A 22,291-nucleotide genomic window follows, 5' to 3' on the forward strand; every position below is an offset into this window, starting at 1 on the left:
GGAAGATCGATGCGAATAAATAGTTTCGATGTCATTGCGCCTGGCGTGCTGGGTGGCGAGGCCAGTTCGGCGGAAATTCTGGGTGCGGCGGTATGGCTGTGGATGCACTCCGAGTTTCATCGCGATCTCGCGCTGGAAACCCTGCCTACTGTTTTGCTGCCCATCATCGAAAAGCAGCAGTACATGCTGGTGAGTGAAAAGGGTAAGCCGGTGTTTTTCCTCAGTTGGATGTGGATGGACGAAGAAGGCGAGCGTCGTTATCTGGAAGCGCCTGGCATCATGACGCAAGAACGCGACTGGTTTAGCGGCCCGCGACTGTGGCTGCGCGACTGGGTGGCACCCTTTGGTCACACCCAGGCGATGAAAAACCTGGTGACTGAGTATTTGTTCCCGGAAAACTGCATGCGTGCGCTTTATCACCGTGGTGTTACCCGGGGTAAATGCGTCAAAAATTTTCGCGGCGATAAAGTCAGCCAGCAACAGGCATACGACTGGCGTGCCGCTCACCCACTTTCAGCTCCCGTTAAAGAACTCACTGCAAGGATGCAACCATGAACAAGAACCTTTATCGCATCGTCTTTAACAAAGCGCGTGGCATGTTGATGGTGGTGGCAGATATCGCGAAATCCGGCCGAGCTTCGTCATCGCCTTCTTCTGGTGTTGGACACACGCTTTCTCAGCGCATAAGCAAAATTTCTTTGCTTAATTTCAGTCTGTTACTGGCGCTGGGGTGTGTCAGTTTTACCAGCCAGGCGGGTATTGTTGCTGACGGAAGTGCTGCTGGTAATCAGCAACCGACGATTATAAACAGCGCCAATGGTACGCCGCAGGTCAATATTCAGACGCCAAATAATCAGGGCGTTTCTCACAATAAATACAGCCAGTTCGATGTGGATTCAAAAGGCGTCATCCTTAATAACTCACACAACGCGACGCAGACCCAGCTTGGCGGCATGGTGAATGGCAATCCGTGGCTGGCGAAAAGCGAAGCCAAAATCATCCTTAACGAGGTGAATTCCCGCAACCCGAGTCAGCTTAACGGCGTGCTTGAAGTCGCCGGTAAAAAGGCGCAAATCGTTATTGCCAACCCGGCGGGCATCACCTGCGACGGCTGCGGCTTTATCAATGCTAATCGCACCACGCTCACCACCGGTACGCCGCAATTTAATAACGGGCAAATTAGCGGATACGACGTCAACCAGGGCGAGATCGTGATTCAGGGGCGCGGCATGGATAGTACCGGTCAGGACAGCACCGATATTATCGCCCGCGCTGTGAAAGTGAACGCCGGGGTCTGGGCTAACGAGCTGAATGTCACCGCTGGTCGCAATTTGATTGATGCGGCGCACCAGAGCATCAATTCCAAAGTCACTGATGGAAGCGCACGCCCGAAACTGGCGGTGGACGTGGCACAACTCGGTGGCATGTACGCCGGTAAAATTCGCCTTATCGGCACCGAAACGGGTGTCGGCGTCCGTAACGCAGGCACGATAGGGGCTTCGGCGGGCAGCGTGATAATGACTGCTGATGGGCGTATCGAAAACAGCGGAACCATTAATAGTGCTCAGGACTTAACGATAAGCTCATCAGGCGGTATTCAGAACAGCGGAACTCAGTACGCCTCGGGCAACACTCGCCTGACGACACAAGCCGATGTCACCAACAGCGGCACTCTGGCGGCGGCGGGTGAAACGACACTCATCGCAGGCAGCCTCAATAGCACCAACACAGGTGTTTTAGCCGCAGGCTTGAACAGCGACGGCAAGCTCGGTAGCTCTGGCAACCTGACGTTAAGCACCTCCGGCACCCTCAGCGCTCATGGTCAGAACCTTGCTGCCAGCAACCTTAATGCGCAAGGCAGCTCCGTCGATTTAAGCCAAAGCCAGACCTGGGGCAGCCAAATCATGGCGACGGCGACAACCGGCAATCTCAGCACTGCGCAGGGGAATATCGCGGCCGCGCAAACACTCACGCTGAATACTAACGGCATGCTGACCAACGACGGCGGTAAGCTGGAAGCCGATCGTTTACTGCTCGGCGGCAGTTCGTTGTCGAACCAGAATGGGGTTATCAATCAGCTTGGCGAGCAGGATTTGACGCTGGGGCAAAGCGACGCCATTAACAATACCTCCGGCACCATTGCCAGCAACGGCACGAACCTCACGTTGAACACCGCGAAACTCACTAACAATGAAGGGGTGATCATTCATGCGGGAAGCGGAAAGCTCACGCTCAACGCGGCTGATTTAGAGGCGACTTCAGGCACGCTTGCCACCAATGGTGCATTGTCGCTAACCGGTAAAAAAGTGGTGCTCGATAGCGCGACGACTCAGGCCGATAACATCACGCTGACTGCGGACACCCTTTCGCATCGCTCAGGAAATATGGCGCAAACCGGCAGCGGCAATATGGTGGTGACGGTAGCGAGTGGGCTTGATAACACGGGCGGTAGCATCGCATCAAACGGTGATTTCGCGCTCAAAACCGGTAGTCTCATTAATCAACAAGGGCAACTGCTTTCCGCAGGCCACGCGCTGACATTAACTAGCGCGGGCGCAGTCGATAACCATAGCGGGTTTATTGCCGCAGACGGTGCGCTGGAATTAAACAGTAGCCAGCTCAACAACAATAGCGGATTAATTCAGAGCGGCAGCCTGCTTACATTGGACACCCATGGTGGCGAGCTTCTCAACCAGAATAGCGGTGAGCAGGGCGGTATTGTCAGTATGGGCGATTTGTCGTTAAAAAGCGGCAACGTCGATAACCAGCAAGGGACCGTTTACAGCGCAGGCCTGGCAACACTCAACACGGGAAACTGGAACAATACAGCCGGGCAACTGGTGGGTATCAGCTCACTGAATTTCAGCGGTAACCAACTGCTAAATGACCACGGCGGCTTGATTCAAAGCGGCGGGAAAATAACCCTCGACACCCATGGTGCGGCGCTGAGCAACACGCAAAGCGGCGATGCCGGAGGCATCATCAGCCAGGGTGATTTGCACATCAACGCGGGTGATGTCAGCAACCAGACTGGCACCGTCTACAGCGCCGGTAACCTCCTGGTTAACTCGGGGAGCTGGAATAACACGGCCGGGCAACTGGCAGGCGTTGGTTCGCTGAGTTATAGCGGTGCGGCGTTGCTCAATGATAGCGGCGGCACTATTCAGAGCGGCTCAGAGATGCTGCTCGACACGCACGGTGCAGCATTCAGCAACACTCAAAACGGCATTATTTCCGCCCAGGGTGATTTGCGCATCAATTCAGGTGATGTGAATAACCAGTCAGGCTCGGTTTATAGCGCAGGCAATGCCGTGCTCTCTACTGGAAGCTGGAACAACACATCCGGGCTTCTGGCGGGCGTCGGCTCGCTGAGTTTTAGCGGCAATGCGCTGCTAAACGATAACAGCGGTGCCGTGCAAAGCGGTGGCGATCTGGCTGTGGATACCCACGGTGCCGTCCTCAGTAACACTAACAGCGGCGACACGGGCGGCATCACCAGCCAGGGCAATATGCAGCTTCGCGTCGGCAATCTGGACAACGCTCTTGGTGCGATTATCAGCAACCAACATCTGGCATTGAATGCAGACGATGTGAATAACGAATCGGGATTGTTGGTTACGTTAAACGGGATTGAAGCATCAACCCGCAAGCTCAACAACCACAACGGAGCCATCCAGTCGGGTGCCGGATTCAACTGGAATACTCACGGTAACACGCTTGATAACTCCCATGGACTAATCAGCGCGCAGTACGTTTTCACTCTGCTTGCAGGGGATGTGAATAACCAGCAAGGGCTACTGACATCGGGTGGCGACTTCACTCTGGCAGCAGGCCAACTGGATAACCGCAACGGGCAGATTGCCGGGAAAAATGATCTGGCGCTGACCACTACCGGCATTGAAAACCAGCACGGTGCGATTCAGGCGCTGGGTGATATGGCACTTAATGCGGCCCATGCGGTTATCGACAACACCGAAGGGCTAATCCAGAGCGCACAACAGGTGCTGATGAACGCCGCGCAGGTAGTGAACCAGAACACCCACAGCAGCGACCAATCGCTGGGTATTCAGGGCGGGAATATCACCGTCAATGCCGACACTCTCAATAACCAATACGGCGACATGTTGGCGAACGAGGATTTGACTCTGAACCTCGCGGGAGATTTGGATAACAGCCATGGCCTGATGACGGCGATGGAGCAGGCACAAATCCGCGCCGCAGCCGTTCTCAACACCCTGGGGGATATCGAAGCGGGTCAGGGAATGGGTGTCATCAGTCACAGCCTGACGGGCGATGGCAAATTGCTCTCGCTGGGCGATATGTCGCTGAATCTTGACAGCGATTTCACCAACACCGCCACGATTCAGGCCAATGGTAATCTGGATTTCACCACCACCGGCAACGTCATCAACCAGAACTTAATGCAGGCGGGGGACACCTTCACGCTGAATGCCGCATCGCTTAATAACACCGCTGACGGGGAAATGAGCGCGGGTACGCTGGATTTACGCGTCGCAGGTACGCTCAACAACCGCGGCTTGCTGGACGGTTACGACACTCACCTGAGCGCTCAGACACTTTATAACACTGGCACTGGGCGCATCTACGGCGACTGGCTGGCGATTGATGCTCGCACGCTTAACAACAGAGCTGAAAATGGCACCGCCGCCACGATTGCGGCGCGTCAGCAACTGGATCTGGGCGTCGGAACGTTGAACAACAGCGACCATGCGTTGATATACAGCGACGGGGATTTATTCCTTGGCGGAAGTCTTAACAGCGACTGGCTTGCAACAGGCATGGCGGGCGTGGTGAACAACCACAGCGCGACTATTGAATCCGCGGGCAACATGACCCTCAACGTTGCCACGCTCAACAACATCAATGACCATTTTACGACTGAAAATGTTGTGGTTTCACAAGAGCATATCTCCGAGTATCTGGTTGATTATCTTGGCGGCCAGACCTTCAACGATAACGACTACAACATCAGCATGTACAAGGATGAGACCTGGATCATCTGTATTGAAGGGGTGTTTTGTGGCGATAGTTCTCATGGCGATAAATTCACCCATTTAGACTACACCCGCACCATCACCGAAGACCGGGTTCTGGAAAGCGATCCCGGGCAGATTATTGCGGGCGGTAATCTGACTATTAACGCCAGTGACGTTCTTAACGATAAGAGTCAGATAGTCGCGGGTGGTGGACTGAGCATTAACGCCGCTAACCTCAATAATGTGGAAGTCAGCGGTGAGCATAAAATCATCGACGAAGGCACGGCCACACGCTACACGCGCAAACAGCACAAGGGGGGCGACTCACCAAGAGTCAGCACTTCCGATTATGTGCCACCGGCGATCATCCAGGAAATTAGCCTTAATGCCAGCACCGTTGCTGACCACAGCCAGATCGCAGGCAGCGGCCTGACGGTTGACGGCCATCAGGATACCTCGGTTATCGCCAGCATACAGGGCGCTGGGAATCTCGGCATCACCGACATTGCCGGGCCTGATGGCGCAGGCTTTATCTCCACCGGCCCGGTGGGCGGGGTGACTATTCCTTCCGCAGGAAACCTATCTCCAGGAAAAACCTTTGAAGTCGCCCAGACAGGCAGCAATGAAGTTATCCGCATCGTCGGGCCAAACACCCGAATTCCGGATAACAGCCTGTTTAAATCGCACCCTGAGAGCAACAGCCCGTATCTTGTTGAAACAGACCCGCGCTTCACGAATCAGAAGCAATGGCTGGGCTCTGATTACATGATGAAGGCGTTTATCACCGATCCGAACAATATCCAAAAGCGACTGGGCGACGGTTTCTATGAGCAACGGCTGATACGTGAACAGGTCGTGGCGCTGACCGGCCAGCGCTATCTGGGCGGCACCTCAAGCGACGAAGAGCAGTACAAAATGCTGATGGATAACGGCATCGCCTTCGGCCAGAAATGGGGCCTGAAACCAGGCGTGGCGCTAACGCCAGAGCAAATGAGCGCCCTGACCACCGATATCGTCTGGATGGTGACGCAGACTGTCAAAATGCCAGACGGCAGCACGCAACAGGTGCTGGTGCCGCAGGTGTACGCGAAGGTGAAACCGGGCGATCTGGACGGCAGCGGCGCGCTGCTTGCAGGTAAAAACGTCAACCTGAATCTGAGCGGCGATTTGACCAATAGCGGGCGTATCAGCGCGAAAGACAGCACGCAGATACTGGCGAACAACATCAATAACCTCGGCGGCATCATCAGCGGTAATGATGTGGCACTCCAGGCGCGAACCGATATCAACAACGTCGGTGGCACCGTCAAAGGTGGCGATAGCCTGCTGGCGATTGCGGGTCGCGATATCAACGTCACCACGACCACCCGCAGCGCCACCAGTGCGAATGGCGACTTTGGCCGCACCAGCATTGACCGTGTCGGCAGCATTTCCGTCAGCAATGACGGCGGCTTCCTGGGCATGCAGGCCGGGCGCGATATCAATCTGACTGGCGCACAGGTGACGAACAGCGGCAGCGATAGCCAGACCACGATAGTGGCGGGCAATAATCTGAATCTGAACACCGTCACTGCGGGCAGCCACGACAACCTGAGCTGGGGTAAAAACGACACTCTGAGCCGTTCGCAAAGTGCGGAAATGGGCACTTCGATTCAGGGAGCAGGCAATGTGGCGATGGGTGCGGGTCACGACGTGAATATCACGGCGGGCAACATTTCAGCGGACCAGCAACTGACCGTGCAGGCCGGCAACGATCTGAATATCGTCAACGGAACGGCTAGCGATAGCTTCGACCAGTACACGAAGCAGACGGGCAGCAGCAGTATGGCGTCTAAAAAAACCACCGTGGACCGCAACAGCTACAGCAACCAGACGGCAGTGGGCAGCCAGCTTGACGGCGACAGCGTGACGCTTTCTGCCGGACACGACATGCTGATTCAGGGCAGCAACGTGGCGGGCTCGCAGGACGTAAACCTGATTGCCGGTAACAATCTGACTGTGACGGCGGCGACAGAACAGCACGACGAACTGCATCTGCATCAGGAGAAAAAATCGGGCTTAAGTGGCACCGGTGGCATCGGCATCAGCTATGGCACGAATGATCTGAAAACGACCGACACCAGCACCAGCCTGACCAGCGCAGGCAGCACCGTGGGCAGTATCAACGGCAACGTGAACATGGTGGCGGGCAACGGGCTGACCATCAAAGGTTCGGATGTGGTGGCGGGTAACAACATTGCGCTGCAGGGTAAGCAGGTCGATATCCTGGCGGCAGATAACGACAGCAGTACAAAACACACCGTCGAGCAAAGCAGCAGCGGCCTGACCCTGGCGCTGTCTGGCGCGGTGGGGAGTGCCATAAACCAGGCAGTGACCAGCGCGAACACGGCGAATAAAGAAAGCGACAGCAACGGACGTATGGCTGCACTCGACGGTATGAAAGCGGCGCTCTCCGGTGCGCAGGCGTATCAGGCCAGCGAACTGGCGCAGGCGAACGGCACGGAAGGCAGCATGATTGGCGTCAACCTCTCTTACGGCAGCCAGTCGTCGAAATCCGAACAGACGCAGACTAACCACGACAGCCAGGGCAGCACCATTCAGGCGGGCAACAACCTGAGCATTAACGCCACCGGCACGGACATTAACGTGCAGGGCAGCCAGATAAAAGCGGGCAATGACATTACCCTCGATGCGGCACGTGATGTGAACCTGGTGTCTGCGGAAAACACTCATCAGCTTGACGGCAAAAACGAAAGCCACGGCGGCTCGGTAGGCGTGGGGATTAACTTTGGCAGCGGTGCCAACGGTATCTCGGTGAACGCCAGCGTCAACAAAGGCAAAGGGAGCGAAACCGGCAACGGCACCACGCACACTGAAACCACGGTTGATGCGGGCAACCATCTGACCATCAACAGCGGGCGCGACACGACGCTGACCGGTGCGCAGGTGAGCGGTGATAAAGTCACGCTGGACGTGGGCCGTAACCTGACGCTTTCCAGCGAACAGGACTCTGACAAATACGACTCGAAGCAACAAAATGCCAGCGCGGGCGGCAGCGTCAGCATGGCCGGCGGCAGTGGCTCGGTGAACGTCAGCAAAGACAAAATGCACAGCGATTACAACGCGGTGCAGGAGCAGACCGGCATCTTCGCGGGCAGCGACGGGTTCGACATCACCGTGGGCGAGCACACCCAGCTTAACGGCGCGGTCATCAGCAGCACCGCCAGTGAAGACAAAAACCGCCTCGACACCGGCACGCTGGGCTTCAGCAATATCGACAACCACGCCGAGTTTAACGTGGAGCACCAGAGCGCGGGTATCAGCAGTAGCGGCAGTATCGGAGGCCAGTTCCTCGGCAATATGGCGAATGGCCTGCTGGTGGGGGCGAACAGCGAAGGCAGCGCAGACTCCACGACGCATGCGGCTATCTCCGGTGGCACGATTGTTATCCGCGACCAGGATAAACAGACGCAGAATGTGGACGACCTGAGCCGCGATGTGGCCAACGCCAATCCGGGGCTGGACGTTATCTTCGATAAAGAGAAAGAGCAGCGGCGTTTGCAGGAAATCCAGGCGATAGGGGAGATAGGCAGCCAGGTAGCCGATGTGGTGCGGACGCAGGGGCAGATAGAAGCCACCAAAGCGGCTAACGAAAAGATGAAGAACGTTAGCGACACTGAACGTGCCGCTGCGAAAGAAGACTGGATGAAAGCGAATCCAGGTAAAACCCCGGAAGATAAAGACATCAATAATCAGGTTTACCAGAACGCTTACAACGATGCGTTCAGTAAATCGGGTTACGGCACGGGCGGCTCCATACAGCAGGGAGTCCAGGCTGCTACCGCCGCTATTCAGGGACTGGCGGGGGGCGATATGGCGAAAGCGCTGGCAGGAGGTGCTGCGCCATATATTGCTGAACTGGTGAAAAACAGCACATCAGACGATGCTTCACGCGTTATCGCTCATGCTGTGGTGAATGCCGCACTGGCGGAGATTCAGGGGAAAAATGCCGCGGCGGGAGCGGCAGGAGCCGCAACGGCTGAGCTGGCGGGGATAATCGCCACCAGTGTGTATGGCAAAGATGTCAGCCAGTTGAGCGAGTCTGAAAAACAGGCCGTCTCAGCGCTGGCGACGGTTGCCTCAGGCCTGGCGGGGGGGCTTGCCGGAGACAGTTCGGCAGATGCGATGGCGGGGGCGATTGCCGGGAAGACGACGGTTGAGAATAACTATCTGAGTGTGTCGGAGAAGACAGAGCTTGAGATAGCGAAGCAGAAACTTAACAGCAACGACCCGGCAGAACGTGAAAAAGCGCAGCAAACTATCAATGCGTTGCGTGAGAAGGATATTGCCAGCGACCAGAAAGTGATCGAGTCCTGTGGCAATGGTGCGGCAGCAAGCGCAGCCTGTGGCGCGGCAAGACTGGAAGTTATTGCTGCTAAAGAGGAATATGAAACCGGGCCGTATAACTCAAAAATAAGCCAGCAATATGCGGATGCTTACGGCCAGATCGTGAACCTGCTGGATGTCACTAGCGTTGATGCGCAGAACCAACAGCAAGTGAAAGATGCTATGGTGAATTATGCAATGGCGCAACTTGGGGTTGACAAAGCCACTGCTACGGCGTACATCGAAACCTACGATGGGATGAAGATCGTTGCAGCGTCAGTAACACCTATTTTGGGAACCGCAGCAGCAAATAAACTAAGTTCTTTGACTAATAAAATTGTTTCGGCTGAAGCATCTCAATCAGCACAAATAATAAAGTCTTATGGGCCGCATGAATCTGGTCCGTTGGGAAACCCAAATGATCAACGTGCGCCAGCTTCGACATTCAGAAGTGGTTCATATACTGAGAAAGTTGCAGAAACAGATATTTATCTATACCGGGATTATGGTGGTTCAGCAAAAGTTGATGGTCGTTATTGGACACCAGAACCATCCAAAGGACCATTACAATCTCAGCTAGATAGCGCGGTTCTCCCTGAGTGGGGAAACACGTTCCAAAATCAAGCCGTTATAAAAATACCTAAAGGTACGACGTACTACGAAGGTGCAGCAGCAGCCCAAACGGGTACTCAAGGGACAAATCCAACACTACATGGCGGTGGTACTCAAATATTTTTACCTACTCCGCAAAATGACTGGATCATAAAAAAATGAAGTCGTATGAAATAGTTGAACAATGGGTAAGTAAGAGAAGTTCATTTTACTTCTTTCTGCCAGATGGTCCCTATGGAAGACCTTTTGATAATCAGTATTTGGTTGAAAGAATAGAAGAAACTTCAGATGGTTTTAAAATATTCCTTTCGGATAACCTGATGCTTCACTTTATTGGAAACACAAAGATCGAGGATGAGGGATGCAATCTGTTAATTAAAAAATTTAATCAATGCATCTTTAAAAATAATGGGGATGACACAAATAAATATGATCATGGTGAAGTGGTTTTAAGTGGCTTCTAAATGATGAATCCCAACCCTTGCGGTTGGGATTTTTTTATCTACCAGCCAGCTCTTAGCCCCACTTTCCCACTTCCCGACAGGCGGTCGTATTGCGGAGATCATCGCAATAAATTCAGGGAACTGCTGCTTACGGCCTGAAAGCTTACAGACCTTCAACGTCTGCATGATCTCTGGCTCTGGCGGCGCGGGTAACGGGGTGCAAAAGTGCGCGTCGTGGCTTCGTCATCCGTACATCAGAATGCACTGGGAAAAATTGGTTGTAACCAGCTAACTATAAAGGGAAAAGTGGTGTTCGCTGGGTGACTTCGCAACGGATAAAGTTGTTGTTGAGAATAACTATCTGAGTGTGTCTGAAAAGACAGAGCTTGAGGTGGCGAAGCTTGAACTCAACAGCAAAGACCCAGCAGAACGTGAAAAAGCGCAGCAAACTATCAATGATCTGCGTGAGAAGGATATTGCCGGCGACCAGAAAGTCATTGATGCGTGTGGTAACGGAAATGCCGGAAGTGCAGCGTGTGCGGCTGAAACGGGTGGGCATTTTCGTTGCGTGTACCGAATTTTGATGCTGGTGCACCCAAGTTATAGCCGTGCTGCGCTTAGGAAATAACAATTTCCAAAATACGTTCGATCCGGTACGGGAAAATAAAGTAGTAACCCGACCCTCTGGTCTCGGAGGGTTTTTAATCATTAATATTAAGGATGATCTATCTCTATGAAACACAAAATTTTAACTGCTGTTATTTTATCTGCATTGGGGACAATATCTGCTGCACATGCAGATACCCAAAGTATCACTGCGGGATATGCGCAGGCTAAAGCTCAGGATTTTAAAAATATCAATGGCATGAATTTAAAATATCGCTATGAGTGGGCGTCACCAGTAAGTATCATGACTTCGTTCTCATTTATGACTGGCTCGGATAATTACGCATATAACGTAGGGCGAGATATTGTTGATAACAGTGCCAATGTGAAATATTACTCTCTGGCTGCTGGTCCAGCCTGGCGTATTAATGAATTATTCAGTGTTTATGGTCTTCTGGGCGCAAGCTACAGCAAAGTGAAATACAACTATAACTGGAAGAATTACGAAGGTGGCAATACTTACGAAGATATGGGGCGCTATAGTGGAAAAAATGATTCCACGTCCCTGGTATATAGTGCAGGTGTTCAGATAAATCCACTGCCTAATTTCGTTATAGATGTCGCTTATGAAGGTTCTAATCTGGACGATGGCGCGAGCGATCATTCACTGAATGGCTTTAATGTTGGTGTGGGTTATCGGTTCTAATATCACTTTAATAGTTGAGCGGGTTACCCTCCCGCTCATCCTAAATATATGCTGAATAAATTATATTATGGTTGAATTTAACTCATGAAAATAATTTCATTAACTCACGCATTACAGCGACCGGGTGCTAGCAATACATTTTTTAAACTCTTATGCCTGCTTTTATTGTCTCTTACACTCTTTGCATGTACAGGTCTCAATTATTTATATCCTAAGTTTACAAGTTACACAGGATCTGATTCAGCGATAGTGTATGTTAAAGATGATGGGTTTAATTATTCAATATATATCTTTGTGTTAACCGAAGATAATTGTTTCGAAAAGAAAGAAAGAAGGCTGCTGACAAGAAATATGATGATGAAAGGCTCAGGGACTGATATTTATGAATATAAAGTTCAGGCCGGTAAATACTATGTCATCGGTTACCAAGAGCCCCGTGCCTTCCACTATCGCACATTCATTCCGGATCTGAATAGTCGTTATAAAATATCGTCTGGCGATATTTCTAAACTCCCTTTTGATGGGGGGGAGAAAGAACCAGAGCAAGTTAAAGGCTGGAATATAAAAAACATATGCAAGGATATGTTTGGTTACCGTCATGTAGATTAAATATACCTCTTCTAATAACCCAAAAAGAGTAATTAAGAAGGATGTGGAAAAAGTTGATTGGGTTACAGTAAAGTTAAATACAACTATAACTGGAAGGATTTTGAAGGGGGAAATACCATGTAAAGATATGGTTCGTTAGAGTGTGAAGAATGATTCATCGTCACTAGTGTATATTTCTGGAATTCAGATAAATCCAGTGAAAAAATATAGTTATCGAGGTTACTTATGAAGGCTCTGACTTAAATGACAGCAGCAGCGACCATTCTGCAAGTGGATTTAATATTGGTGTAGGTTACCGTTTCTGGTTGCTGATGCTTTGCATCAAAAGACGAAATGCTTTTACTTCAAAGGTAGGTAATAGCATGCTTACCGATAAATAATAACTTTATCTCAAAAAACAGAATTTATATTGTATTTGTTTGACTTATTAAAAGGATGTTATATGAAAAAAATAATTATCGTTCTTCTCACCGCTACAATTAATCTTACTGGTTGCAGTATGTTTCCTAATGCAGGGCCTCTTGCAGGGAAAGATATTACGGAAGTAAATCAGTCTATTTTAGATGGTGAAACAACCGTTTTAGAATTACGCGCTGTATATGGTGATAAGCTAACAGTTGAAAAAACGCCTCAGGGTAAAGCAGTCATGAACTGGTATAAAACCTGGAGTTCCGGAATTACTCAAGACTCAACTGTACTGAGTGTGTTAACGGATAAGAATATTGTAGTTAAACATGTTGTATTGCGATATAAAACAAAAACTGACTATAGCTTCGTAAGTGAATTGACGGATGCGGAATTAAAATTATTCATCGAACAGGGTAAAACAACTCGCAAGGAAGTTGAATCAAAATTCGGTTATCCGAACGATAACTCCTTTGATGATAAAGGGAATCAGATTCTGATGTATGTTTATTTTGATTCCAGTAGAAGTCAATATGGCTGGATACCGAATGTTGGTGGTTTTATAGAAGCATTAGCAGGCACTAAGGATACCAAAGTGACTCTTTTGTCAGTGTCATTGGATGATCAAGATAAAGTTGTATCTTACCAATTGAAAACGACAAATTATCATCAGGGCATTGGGCTTCTGAATTCATCATCTGTAGAAGAAGTAAAATAATAAACGCAAAAATTTCTGTGAAGAGTGGTTGAAGATGCGATCAGTTTTAGCCCTTTAACTAACTGGCCGCAGCTTCCAGTCTTTAAAGGTGATCGCTCCGGCGATCACCGAACTCGATAATAAAACGATTCATTACCAGTCGCCCGATCTGGATCAGCAGATTCAATTTTTTTCGGCATATCCTTGATCACCAGATAAATGATTTCACGCATTGAGACTTTTAAGTTTCTTTTTACCCATAATTTCCAGTTGCCGTTAATGAAGCGAAACTTACAAAAATAGGAAATTAGACAATTTTAATTACAGTCTCATATATCCGACTTGTTTTTATTTTAATAGAAATGACTATTTACCCTGACTGAATCTCCTCCACCTCACAAATCCCCCACATTTATCAGGTTTGTTTCAAAAATCGTGAACCATCCCCCAGAACGTTGGACAGACGCCATAAATTGCTCACAAAACGCGCGGTAAACCTGTGTCTTTGCACGATGAGACGTTGGCACTCGCTTCATATACTTTCCCTCGGCAAATAATAAACCGCAGATTCAGCGTCACATAAAATACTGCGGATAGCCGATACCTCATTCTGATGCCCTACAAGTGCAGAATGAACTGTAGCCAAAAGCTATGATTCAGGAGTGCAATATGAATACGATTAGCCAGACGGCGAGCGTGGCCGAGAAACGAACCAACGCTCGCTATTGGATAGTAGTAATGCTCTTTATCGTCACCTCATTTAACTATGGTGACCGCGCCACGTTATCGATTGCCGGTTCGGAAATGGCAAAGGATATCGGCCTCGACCCCATTGGCATGGGGTATGTGTTTTCCGCATTCTCCTGGGCTTATGTTATCGGGCAAATCCCTGGCGGCTGGTTGCTTGATAAATTCGGCTCGAAACGCGTTTACTTCTGGTCCATCTTTATCTGGTCGATGTTTACCTTGCTGCAAGGTTTCGTCGATATCTTCAATGGTTTTGGCATCATCATTGCGCTGTTTACTTTGCGCTTCCTGGTGGGTCTGGCCGAAGCACCTTCCTTCCCCGGCAACAGCCGAATCGTCGCTGCGTGGTTCCCGGCACAGGAACGCGGCACGGCGGTTTCTATATTTAACTCCGCACAGTACTTTGCCACCGTGATCTTCGCGCCAATCATGGGATGGCTGACGCACGAAGTGGGCTGGTCGCATGTGTTCTTCTTTATGGGCGGGCTGGGCATCATTATTAGCTTCGTGTGGCTCAAAGTGATTCATGAGCCGAACAACCATCCTGGCGTAAACCAAAAAGAACTGGAATACATCGAAGCGGGCGGCGCGCTGATCAACATGGATCAGAAGAAGCCCAAAGAACATATCCCAATGGCACAGAAGTGGGGTCAGATCAAACAGTTGATCGGATCACGCATGATGGTTGGGATCTATATCGGCCAGTACTGCATCAATGCTTTAACCTACTTCTTTATTACCTGGTTCCCGGTTTATCTGGTGCAGGAAAAGGGCATGTCGATTCTGAAAGCCGGTTTTGTTGCCTCAGTACCCGCTGTGTGTGGATTTGTGGGTGGCGTGCTCGGGGGTGTGATTTCAGACTGGTTGATGCGCCGCACCGGTTCGTTAAACATCGCTCGTAAAACGCCAATTGTGCTCGGGATGTTGCTCTCAGTCAGCATGGTGTTCTGTAACTACGTTGAGTCCGAAATGATGGTTATCGGCTTTATGGCGATGGCATTCTTCGGCAAAGGTATCGGTGCGCTGGGTTGGGCGGTGATGGCAGATACCGCGCCGAAAGAGATCAGCGGTTTGAGCGGTGGCTTGTTCAATATGTTCGGCAACGTCTCCGGCATCGTGACGCCAATCGCTATCGGCTACATCGTCGGCACATCCGGGTCGTTTAACGGCGCGCTGATTTACGTTGGCGTTCACGCGATTGTCGCGGTGCTGAGTTACCTGGTGATTGTCGGTGATATCAAACGTGTCGAACTCAAACCTGTCACTGCGGGGCAATCATCATGAATACTCAGGCAAGCCCGCTGATTACGGATATGAAAGTCATTCCGGTGGCGGGCCATGACAGCATGCTGCTCAACATTGGCGGCGCGCACGGTGCCTTTTTCACGCGCAACATTGTGGTTCTTACCGATAGCGCCGGGCATACTGGAGTGGGCGAAGCGCCCGGCGGAGAAGTGATTTATCAGACGCTGGTCGACGCGATCCCGCATGTCGTCGGTCAGGAAATTGCACGCATGAATCGCGTGGTGCAGAACGTCCACAAAGGTAATCAGTCGGCGGATTTCGATACCTTCGGCAAAGGTGCGTGGACTTTCGAGCTGCGCGTTAATGCGGTGGCGGCTCTTGAGGCGGCATTGCTTGATTTGCTCGGCAAAGCGCTGAACGTCCCGGTTTGCGAATTGTTAGGGCCGGGCAAACAGCGCGATGAAGTCACCGTTTTAGGCTATTTGTTTTACATCGGCGATCGTAACAAAACCGATTTGCCGTATCTGGATGGCAAAAATGCGCGTCACGACTGGTATGAACTACGCCACCAGCAGGCGCTGAACAGCGAGTCTATTGTGCGTCTCGCCGAAGCCGCGCAAGACCGTTATGGCTTCAAAGACTTCAAACTTAAAGGCGGCGTGTTACCTGGCGAGCAGGAACTTGAAGCCGCACGCCAGCTGAAAAAACGCTTCCCGGACGCACGAATAACCGTAGATCCGAACGGCGCATGGCTGCTCGATGAAGCTATCGCGTTGTGCAAAGGCATGGGTGATGTGCTGACGTATGCCGAAGACCCCTGCGGCGCGGAACAAGGCTATTCCGGCCGCGAAGTGATGGCGGAATTCCGCCGCGCGACGGGCTTACCGGTGGCGACCAATATGATTGCCACCAACTGGCGCGAAATGAGCCATGCCATCATGCTTAATGCAGTGGATATACCGCTTGCCGACCCGCATTTCTGGACGCTCAGCGGTGCGGTTCGCGTGGCGCAGATGTGCGACGATTGGGGTCTGACGTGGGGCTGCCACTCTAATAATCATTTCGACATATCACTGGCGATGTTCACCCATGTGGGCGCTGCGGCTCCGGGCAAACCGACCGCCATCGACACGCACTGGATTTGGCAGGAAGGCGATCAGCGCCTGACTCAATCACCGCTGCAAATCGTCAACGGTAAAATCGCGGTGCCGGAAGCACCTGGCCTTGGCGTGGAACTTGACTGGGAACAGGTGCAAAAATCCCATGAGGTGTATAAATCCCTTCCGGGCGGCTCGCGCAATGACGCAACGGCCATGCAATATCTGGTGCCGGGCTGGAAGTTTGATCGCAAATGTCCGGCATTTGGCCGCAATTAACTCATCTTGACGAAAAGGAACGAATAACATGACAACTTCTACCCCGATAGTCACCGCGATGCAGGTTATTCCGGTTGCGGGCCACGACAGCATGTTGATGAACCTGAGTGGCGCACACTCGCCATTCTTCACCCGCAATATTGTGATTATCAAAGATAACTCCGGCCACACTGGCGTGGGTGAAATTCCGGGTGGGGAAAAGATCCGTCAGACGCTGGAAGATGCATCGCAACTGGTGATTGGCAAAACGCTCGGTGAATACAAAAATATCCTGAACCTGGTGCGTGCTGAATTTGCCGATCGCGATTCCGGCGGCCGGGGTTTGCAGACCTTTGATTTGCGCACCACCATTCATGTCGTAACCGGCATTGAATCGGCCATGTTAGATTTGCTCGGTCAGCATCTCGGTGTGAACGTGGCCTCTTTGCTGGGCGACGGACAGCAGCGCAGCGAAGTCGAAATGCTGGGTTATCTGTTCTTCGTGGGCAATCGCAAACAGACTCCGTTGCCTTATCAGAGCCAGCCCGATGAGAAATGCGACTGGTATCGCATTCGCCATGACGAAGCCATGACACCGGATGCGGTCGTGCGCCTGGCAGAAGCGGCATACGAGAAATATGGCTTTAACGATTTCAAACTTAAAGGCGGCGTATTAGCCGGGAGCGAAGAGGCCGAAGCGGTGACGGCGCTGGCAAAACGTTTCCCACAAGCCCGTGTGACGCTGGACCCGAACGGAGCCTGGTCGCTGGATGAAGCGATTAGCATCGGTAAGCAACTGCGCGGTGTTCTGGCCTATGCGGAAGATCCGTGTGGCGCGGAACAAGGCTATTCTGGTCGTGAAATTATGGCGGAATTCCGTCGTGCCACAGGCTTGCCAACGGCGACCAATATGATTGCCACCGACTGGCGTCAAATGGGCCACACGCTTTCTCTGCAATCGGTCGATATCCCACTGGCTGACCCACATTTCTGGACCATGCAAGGCTCGGTGCGCGTCGCACAAATGTGCCATGAATTTGGCCTGACCTGGGGTTCGCATTCTAATAACCACTTCGACATTTCACTGGCGATGTTCACCCATGTTGCAGCGGCAGCACCGGGCAACGTCACCGCAATCGACACTCACTGGATCTGGCAGGAAGGCAACCAGCGCCTGACCAAACAACCGTTTGAAATTAAAGGCGGCATGGTGCAAGTCCCGAAAACACCGGGCCTGGGCGTTGAACTGGATATGGATCAAGTGATGAAAGCGCATGAGCTTTACCAGCAACATGGGCTTGGCGCGCGCGATGATGCCACGGCGATGCAGTACTTAATTCCAGAATGGACGTTTAATAATAAGCGCCCTTGCATGGTTCGTTAGGCTATACAAAACCTTCTGAAACCGCGTTGGTCGGATACGCGTTGCGACATCCGACATTAAATGGACGGCATATGAAAATTGTCATCGCACCAGATTCTTACAAAGAGAGCCTCAGTGCTCTCGAGGTGGCGACACAGATTGAAGCCGGGTTTCGGGAGGTGTTCCCGAATGCCCATTATGTGAAATTGCCCGTCGCTGATGGAGGTGAGGGCACCGTAGAAGCGATGGTTGCTGCAACAAACGGTGAAATCATTGAGGTGAATGTCACCGGGCCGTTGGGCGACCCGATTCAGGCGTTTTATGGAATTTCAGGCGACCAGAAGCAAGCCTTTATCGAAATGGCGGCGGCGAGTGGCCTGGAGCAAGTGCCAACCGAATTACGCAACCCGCTCAATACCACGTCGTGGGGAACCGGCGAGCTAATACGCTGCGCGTTGGATAGCGGTGTAAAAAGCATTTTGATTGGGATAGGCGGCAGTGCGACCAACGACGGCGGCATTGGTATGGTGCAGGCGCTGGGGGCGCGTTTGCTCGACAGCGACGGCGAGCCGCTAGGACTGGGCGGCCGGGAAGTTGCGCGACTGGCGTCCATCGACATTTCCGGGCTGGATAAACGGTTGCAGGATTGTCGCATTGAAGTCGCGTGTGATGTCACTAATCTGCTCACCGGTAAAGAAGGGGCCTCGGCGGTATTTGGCCCACAAAAAGGTGCGACGCCTGCGATTGTCCGCGAGCTTGATCTGGCGCTGGAACACTATGCAAAAATCATTGCCCGCGACCTCAATGTTGATGTGCTGGAGCTTTCCGGCGGCGGTGCTGCGGGTGGTATGGGCGCGGCACTTTATGCGTTCTGTCATGCGCAGTTGCGCCAGGGGATAGAGATAGTCACCGAAGCGTTAAAACTCGATGAAATAGTGCGTGACGCAGACCTGGTGATTACCGGAGAAGGGCGCATCGACAGCCAGTCAATCCACGGAAAAGTGCCGATTGGCGTGGCGAAAATAGCCAGGCGCTACAACATTCCCGTCATTGGTATTGCCGGGAGTTTAACGGCGGATGTCGGCGTGGTGCATGAACATGGTCTGGATGCGGTATTTAGTGTGCTGTATAGCATCTGCACGCTGGAAGATGCGCTGAAAAATGCCGGGGAAAACTTGCGAATGGCTTCACGCAATATCGCCGCCACCCTGGCTATAGGCGGTGGATGTCGCTTCAAAAGTTAAGGCGGGGGCGCTGCGCTTGCCCGCCCTACGAAAGGCTTCCTGGTCGGATAAGCGGAAGCGTCATCCGACATTAAATTAGCTGAGCATCCGCTGGGCTTCTTTCGAAACGTTATTCATTTCATCAAGCAACTCAAGAAGCTCCGGCTCCAGGTCTTCGGGCTTCACCCCACAGCGCAACTCATGCTCTAACTGGCGGCACAAGCTTTTCAACTTTGGTACGCCGCTGTAGCTGCAACTGCCGTGAAGCTTATGAATGATATCCACTAACCCTTCCGGGTTTTCCCCTACCAATTGCTCTTCAACTTTGTTACGAACTTCAGGCAGGAAAGCTAACAGCATTTGCAGCATGTCACGCGCCAGATCCGGCTTATTCGCCGCCTGTTGCAACGCAAGCGCCCAGTCCAGCGTCTGGTTTTGCGGGCTGTTTGGCACGGTCGTTTCAACGTTCGCCACTGAGGCTGGAGCGGTAATCGCACCCGGTTGATAGCGCATCAGCAGGCTATACAATTTTTTCTCTTCGATAGGTTTGGCGAGATAGTCGTTCATCCCGGCGCTTAACAATTTCTCTTTTTGCCCTGCCATAGCGTGTGCGGTGACGGCGATAACCGGGGTTTGCTGGTGGTGTGGCATTTGGCGAATCAGTTCACAGGCACGTATACCGTCCATTTCCGGCATCTGAATATCCATCAAAATAATGTCTATCTGCATCTGTTTCGCACGTTCAATTGCTTGCGCCCCGCTGCCACACAGTTCGACACTCTGAACATGATCTTCAAGCAACGCACCAATCAACTTAAGGTTTGCCGGGTTGTCATCCACGGCCATTACCGTCAACGGTAATTTTTTATTCTCAAGGCTATCGACGAGTGCCGGATTCGCATTAAAAGTGTGCTCGGCCAGTAACGGCAGCAAACGTGTCGAGGTAACAGGTTTCAGCAAGCAACCAGCAACACCTTCTTTTTTCAGCGATTCCGCATCGACCTGGCAATGGCTTGGGAGCGCCAGAATCAGGCAGTCGGTCATGGTGACGGCTTTAGCCAGTTTTGGATTGGCAATGGAAAGGGAATCGCGGAACGCCACCGGCAAACCAAACAACATAATGTCGTAGTGGGCTTCGGCGAGAGTCATAAACGTCGGGCTGTAAATCACCTCAAGCGGCGTATTCGCCAGAATATTGAGCGTGCTTTGCGCGGCAGTGGCATTTTGCTCGATATACGCAATGCGCTTACCTGCGAGGTTTTCGGTGGAGTAACCGTCCAGAACTGCGTTGGAATTGAGATCCAGGTTGATGTAGAACCAGAAGGTAGAGCCTTGATTTGGCTGGCTATGGAATGAAATATCGCCACCCATTTCGCTCACTAGTTTCTGCGTAATCACTAACCCAAGGCCAGTGCCGCCGTGGCGACGTGAAATACTCGCATCCGCCTGACGAAACGCCTGGAATAAACGCGACTGTTCCTGCTCGGGGATACCGATGCCGGTGTCGTGAATACGCATTTCTACCTGGACTTTATTGTTGCCCTGCGAGCGTTTTTCGACCACCAGATCGATATTCCCGCTTTCGGTAAATTTAATCGCATTCCCCACCAGATTCGTCACCACCTGCTGCAAACGCAGCGGGTCGCCAATCACGTTATCCGGTACATCATTCTTAATGTGGAGTGTCAGCTCCAGACCTTTGTCATGTGCCGAATGCGCCAGCAACGTCACCACTTCGTCGAGCGTATTGCGCAGCGGGAAGGGAATACTTTCGAGGATCAATTTGCCCGCTTCCAGCTTCGAGAAGTCGAGCACGTCGTTGATAATCGTCAGTAAGTTATTCGCTGAACGTTCAATGGTATGCAAGTGATCGCGCTGCGTGGCGTTCAGATCGGTTTTTAGCGTCAGACGGGTAAAACCAATCACGCCATTTAACGGGGTGCGCAGTTCGTGAGACATATTCGCGAGGAATTCAGACTTAATACGTGCCGCTTCCTGGGCGCGTTTCTTCGCCAAATCCAGCTCCACGTTCTGGATTTCCATCTGCTCCAGCGTTTCGCGCAAGTCAGATGTCGCCTGGTCAATATTGTGCTGCATCTCTTCGTGATAAGCGGTTAGCGACATCGCCATCGAATTGATACCATTTTTCAGCATATCTAATTCGCCGAGCATAAAACCTTCCACCCGGCTGTCGAGCTGCCCGCGCCTGATTCGGTCAACGGTATTCACCATATTGCGAATCGGGCCGGTGACATCGCGCATCAGGCGATAAGCAAACAGCATGGCGATACCGACGCAGAACAACATCATCAGCGTCGAGATAAAAATTTCCCGGTATTGCTGCAAACGTACGGATTTCAGATCAAGTTCAATCGCGACATAGCCAAGCGTGTTTCCTGCGGGCTTGGCGTCAGTGACTTCTGATTCATCGGGTGAATAGCTCTCAGAAATAATCGGCGTGCGCAGGATAATGGAATCGCCATAGCGCGTGATGCTCAAGCTGTGCGGCGGTTTTTCGTTGTTCGGCAACTTGAGTGCGGACGCATTGAGCTGATAATTAGAGGTGACAAACAGTTTATTGTTTTCATCGAAAACCGAAATTGCCCGCACAATATCAGAATGGCGGCGGTGCAGAACGCTGACCAACTGGCGAATCGACTCGCGGCTGTGGAAGCTCATACCGTATTCACTCGCAACCGCCAGCGGCTCGATGATATTGGCGCCGGAATCTTCTAACTGACGCTGCAAGTCATTGTAACGATGGACGACAAAAAAGATGCTGAGCAATAAACCGATCATTAATGTCGGCGCCAGAATCAGGATCATCATGCGTGCGCGCAGGCTGTAGTTGGTCATGGGGTTCCGATATGGGACAATTGAAGCAATAGTTAATATTT

General features: G+C 51.7%; 11 protein-coding genes and 3 pseudogenes. 11 read left to right on the plus strand and 3 right to left on the minus strand.

The window, feature by feature from the left end; all coding sequences use genetic code 11:
- The first annotated feature begins 9 nt into the window (after positions 1–9).
- The 3 genes from DY231_RS04695 to DY231_RS04705 are packed head-to-tail and all read left to right on the plus strand — an operon-like array spanning position 10 to position 10,459.
- Positions 10–555 carry a toxin-activating lysine-acyltransferase gene (locus DY231_RS04695; RefSeq protein ID WP_115627459.1) on the plus strand — a complete coding sequence of 182 codons (546 nt, stop codon included), beginning with the start codon at positions 10–12 and terminating at the stop codon, positions 553–555.
- Positions 552–10,157, plus strand: a complete 9,606-nt coding sequence (locus tag DY231_RS04700) for a hemagglutinin repeat-containing protein (protein ID WP_115627460.1) — start codon at positions 552–554, stop codon at positions 10,155–10,157. Before DY231_RS04695 ends, DY231_RS04700 begins: the two co-directional genes overlap by 4 nt.
- On the plus strand, positions 10,154–10,459 hold the full coding sequence (locus DY231_RS04705) for a hypothetical protein (protein WP_115627461.1): 306 nt from the start codon (positions 10,154–10,156) through the stop codon (positions 10,457–10,459). Before DY231_RS04700 ends, DY231_RS04705 begins: the two co-directional genes overlap by 4 nt.
- Here DY231_RS04705 and DY231_RS25305 read toward each other — a convergent pair.
- A pseudogene (locus DY231_RS25305) lies at positions 10,445–10,630 on the minus strand (hypothetical protein); the annotation flags it as partial. The gene DY231_RS04705 and the pseudogene DY231_RS25305 sit on opposite strands and share 15 nt — an antisense overlap.
- A gap of 145 nt (positions 10,631–10,775) precedes the next feature.
- On the opposite strand from DY231_RS25305, the pseudogene DY231_RS25585 reads away from it, so the two are divergent.
- The 4 genes and pseudogenes from DY231_RS25585 to DY231_RS04730 form a co-directional block, all read left to right on the plus strand.
- Positions 10,776–10,982: pseudogene (locus DY231_RS25585) on the plus strand (DUF6862 domain-containing protein); the annotation flags it as partial.
- Between the two features lie 189 nt (positions 10,983–11,171).
- Positions 11,172–11,750 (plus strand): Ail/Lom family outer membrane beta-barrel protein, encoded by a 579-nt coding sequence (locus DY231_RS04720; protein ID WP_115627462.1) that lies wholly within the window; start codon positions 11,172–11,174, stop codon positions 11,748–11,750.
- 84 nt (positions 11,751–11,834) lie between these two features.
- The gene (locus DY231_RS04725) at positions 11,835–12,359 is read left to right on the plus strand and encodes a hypothetical protein (protein ID WP_147295628.1); all 525 of its coding nucleotides are present in this window, start codon (positions 11,835–11,837) and stop codon (positions 12,357–12,359) included.
- A gap of 442 nt (positions 12,360–12,801) precedes the next feature.
- Positions 12,802–13,482 carry a hypothetical protein gene (locus DY231_RS04730; protein ID WP_115627464.1) on the plus strand — a complete coding sequence of 227 codons (681 nt, stop codon included), beginning with the start codon at positions 12,802–12,804 and terminating at the stop codon, positions 13,480–13,482.
- 82 nt (positions 13,483–13,564) lie between these two features.
- Here the strand turns inward: DY231_RS04730 and DY231_RS25340 are convergent.
- Positions 13,565–13,697, minus strand: a pseudogene (locus DY231_RS25340) (IS256 family transposase); the annotation flags it as partial.
- Between the two features lie 433 nt (positions 13,698–14,130).
- On the opposite strand from DY231_RS25340, the gene DY231_RS04735 reads away from it, so the two are divergent.
- The 4 genes from DY231_RS04735 to DY231_RS04750 all read left to right on the plus strand — a co-directional run bounded on the left by DY231_RS04735 (position 14,131) and on the right by DY231_RS04750 (position 19,415).
- The gene (locus tag DY231_RS04735; RefSeq protein ID WP_115627465.1) at positions 14,131–15,492 is read left to right on the plus strand and encodes an MFS transporter; all 1,362 of its coding nucleotides are present in this window, start codon (positions 14,131–14,133) and stop codon (positions 15,490–15,492) included.
- Positions 15,489–16,829, plus strand: coding sequence for an enolase C-terminal domain-like protein (locus tag DY231_RS04740; protein WP_115627466.1), 1,341 nt, complete (start codon positions 15,489–15,491; stop codon positions 16,827–16,829). Before DY231_RS04735 ends, DY231_RS04740 begins: the two co-directional genes overlap by 4 nt.
- A 28-nt stretch (positions 16,830–16,857) precedes the next feature.
- Positions 16,858–18,192, plus strand: coding sequence for a glucarate dehydratase (gudD, locus tag DY231_RS04745; RefSeq protein WP_115627467.1), 1,335 nt, complete (start codon positions 16,858–16,860; stop codon positions 18,190–18,192).
- A gap of 71 nt (positions 18,193–18,263) precedes the next feature.
- The gene (locus DY231_RS04750; RefSeq protein WP_115627468.1) at positions 18,264–19,415 is read left to right on the plus strand and encodes a glycerate kinase; all 1,152 of its coding nucleotides are present in this window, start codon (positions 18,264–18,266) and stop codon (positions 19,413–19,415) included.
- Between the two features lie 75 nt (positions 19,416–19,490).
- On the opposite strand, the gene barA is transcribed toward DY231_RS04750, so the two are convergent.
- Positions 19,491–22,250 carry a two-component sensor histidine kinase BarA gene (barA, locus tag DY231_RS04755; protein ID WP_115627469.1) on the minus strand — a complete coding sequence of 920 codons (2,760 nt, stop codon included), beginning with the start codon at positions 22,248–22,250 and terminating at the stop codon, positions 19,491–19,493.
- Positions 22,251–22,291 lie beyond the last annotated feature (41 nt).

It is taken from the genome of Buttiauxella agrestis, from assembly GCF_900446255.1.
GTDB classification, from domain to species: Bacteria; Pseudomonadota; Gammaproteobacteria; order Enterobacterales; family Enterobacteriaceae; genus Buttiauxella; species Buttiauxella agrestis.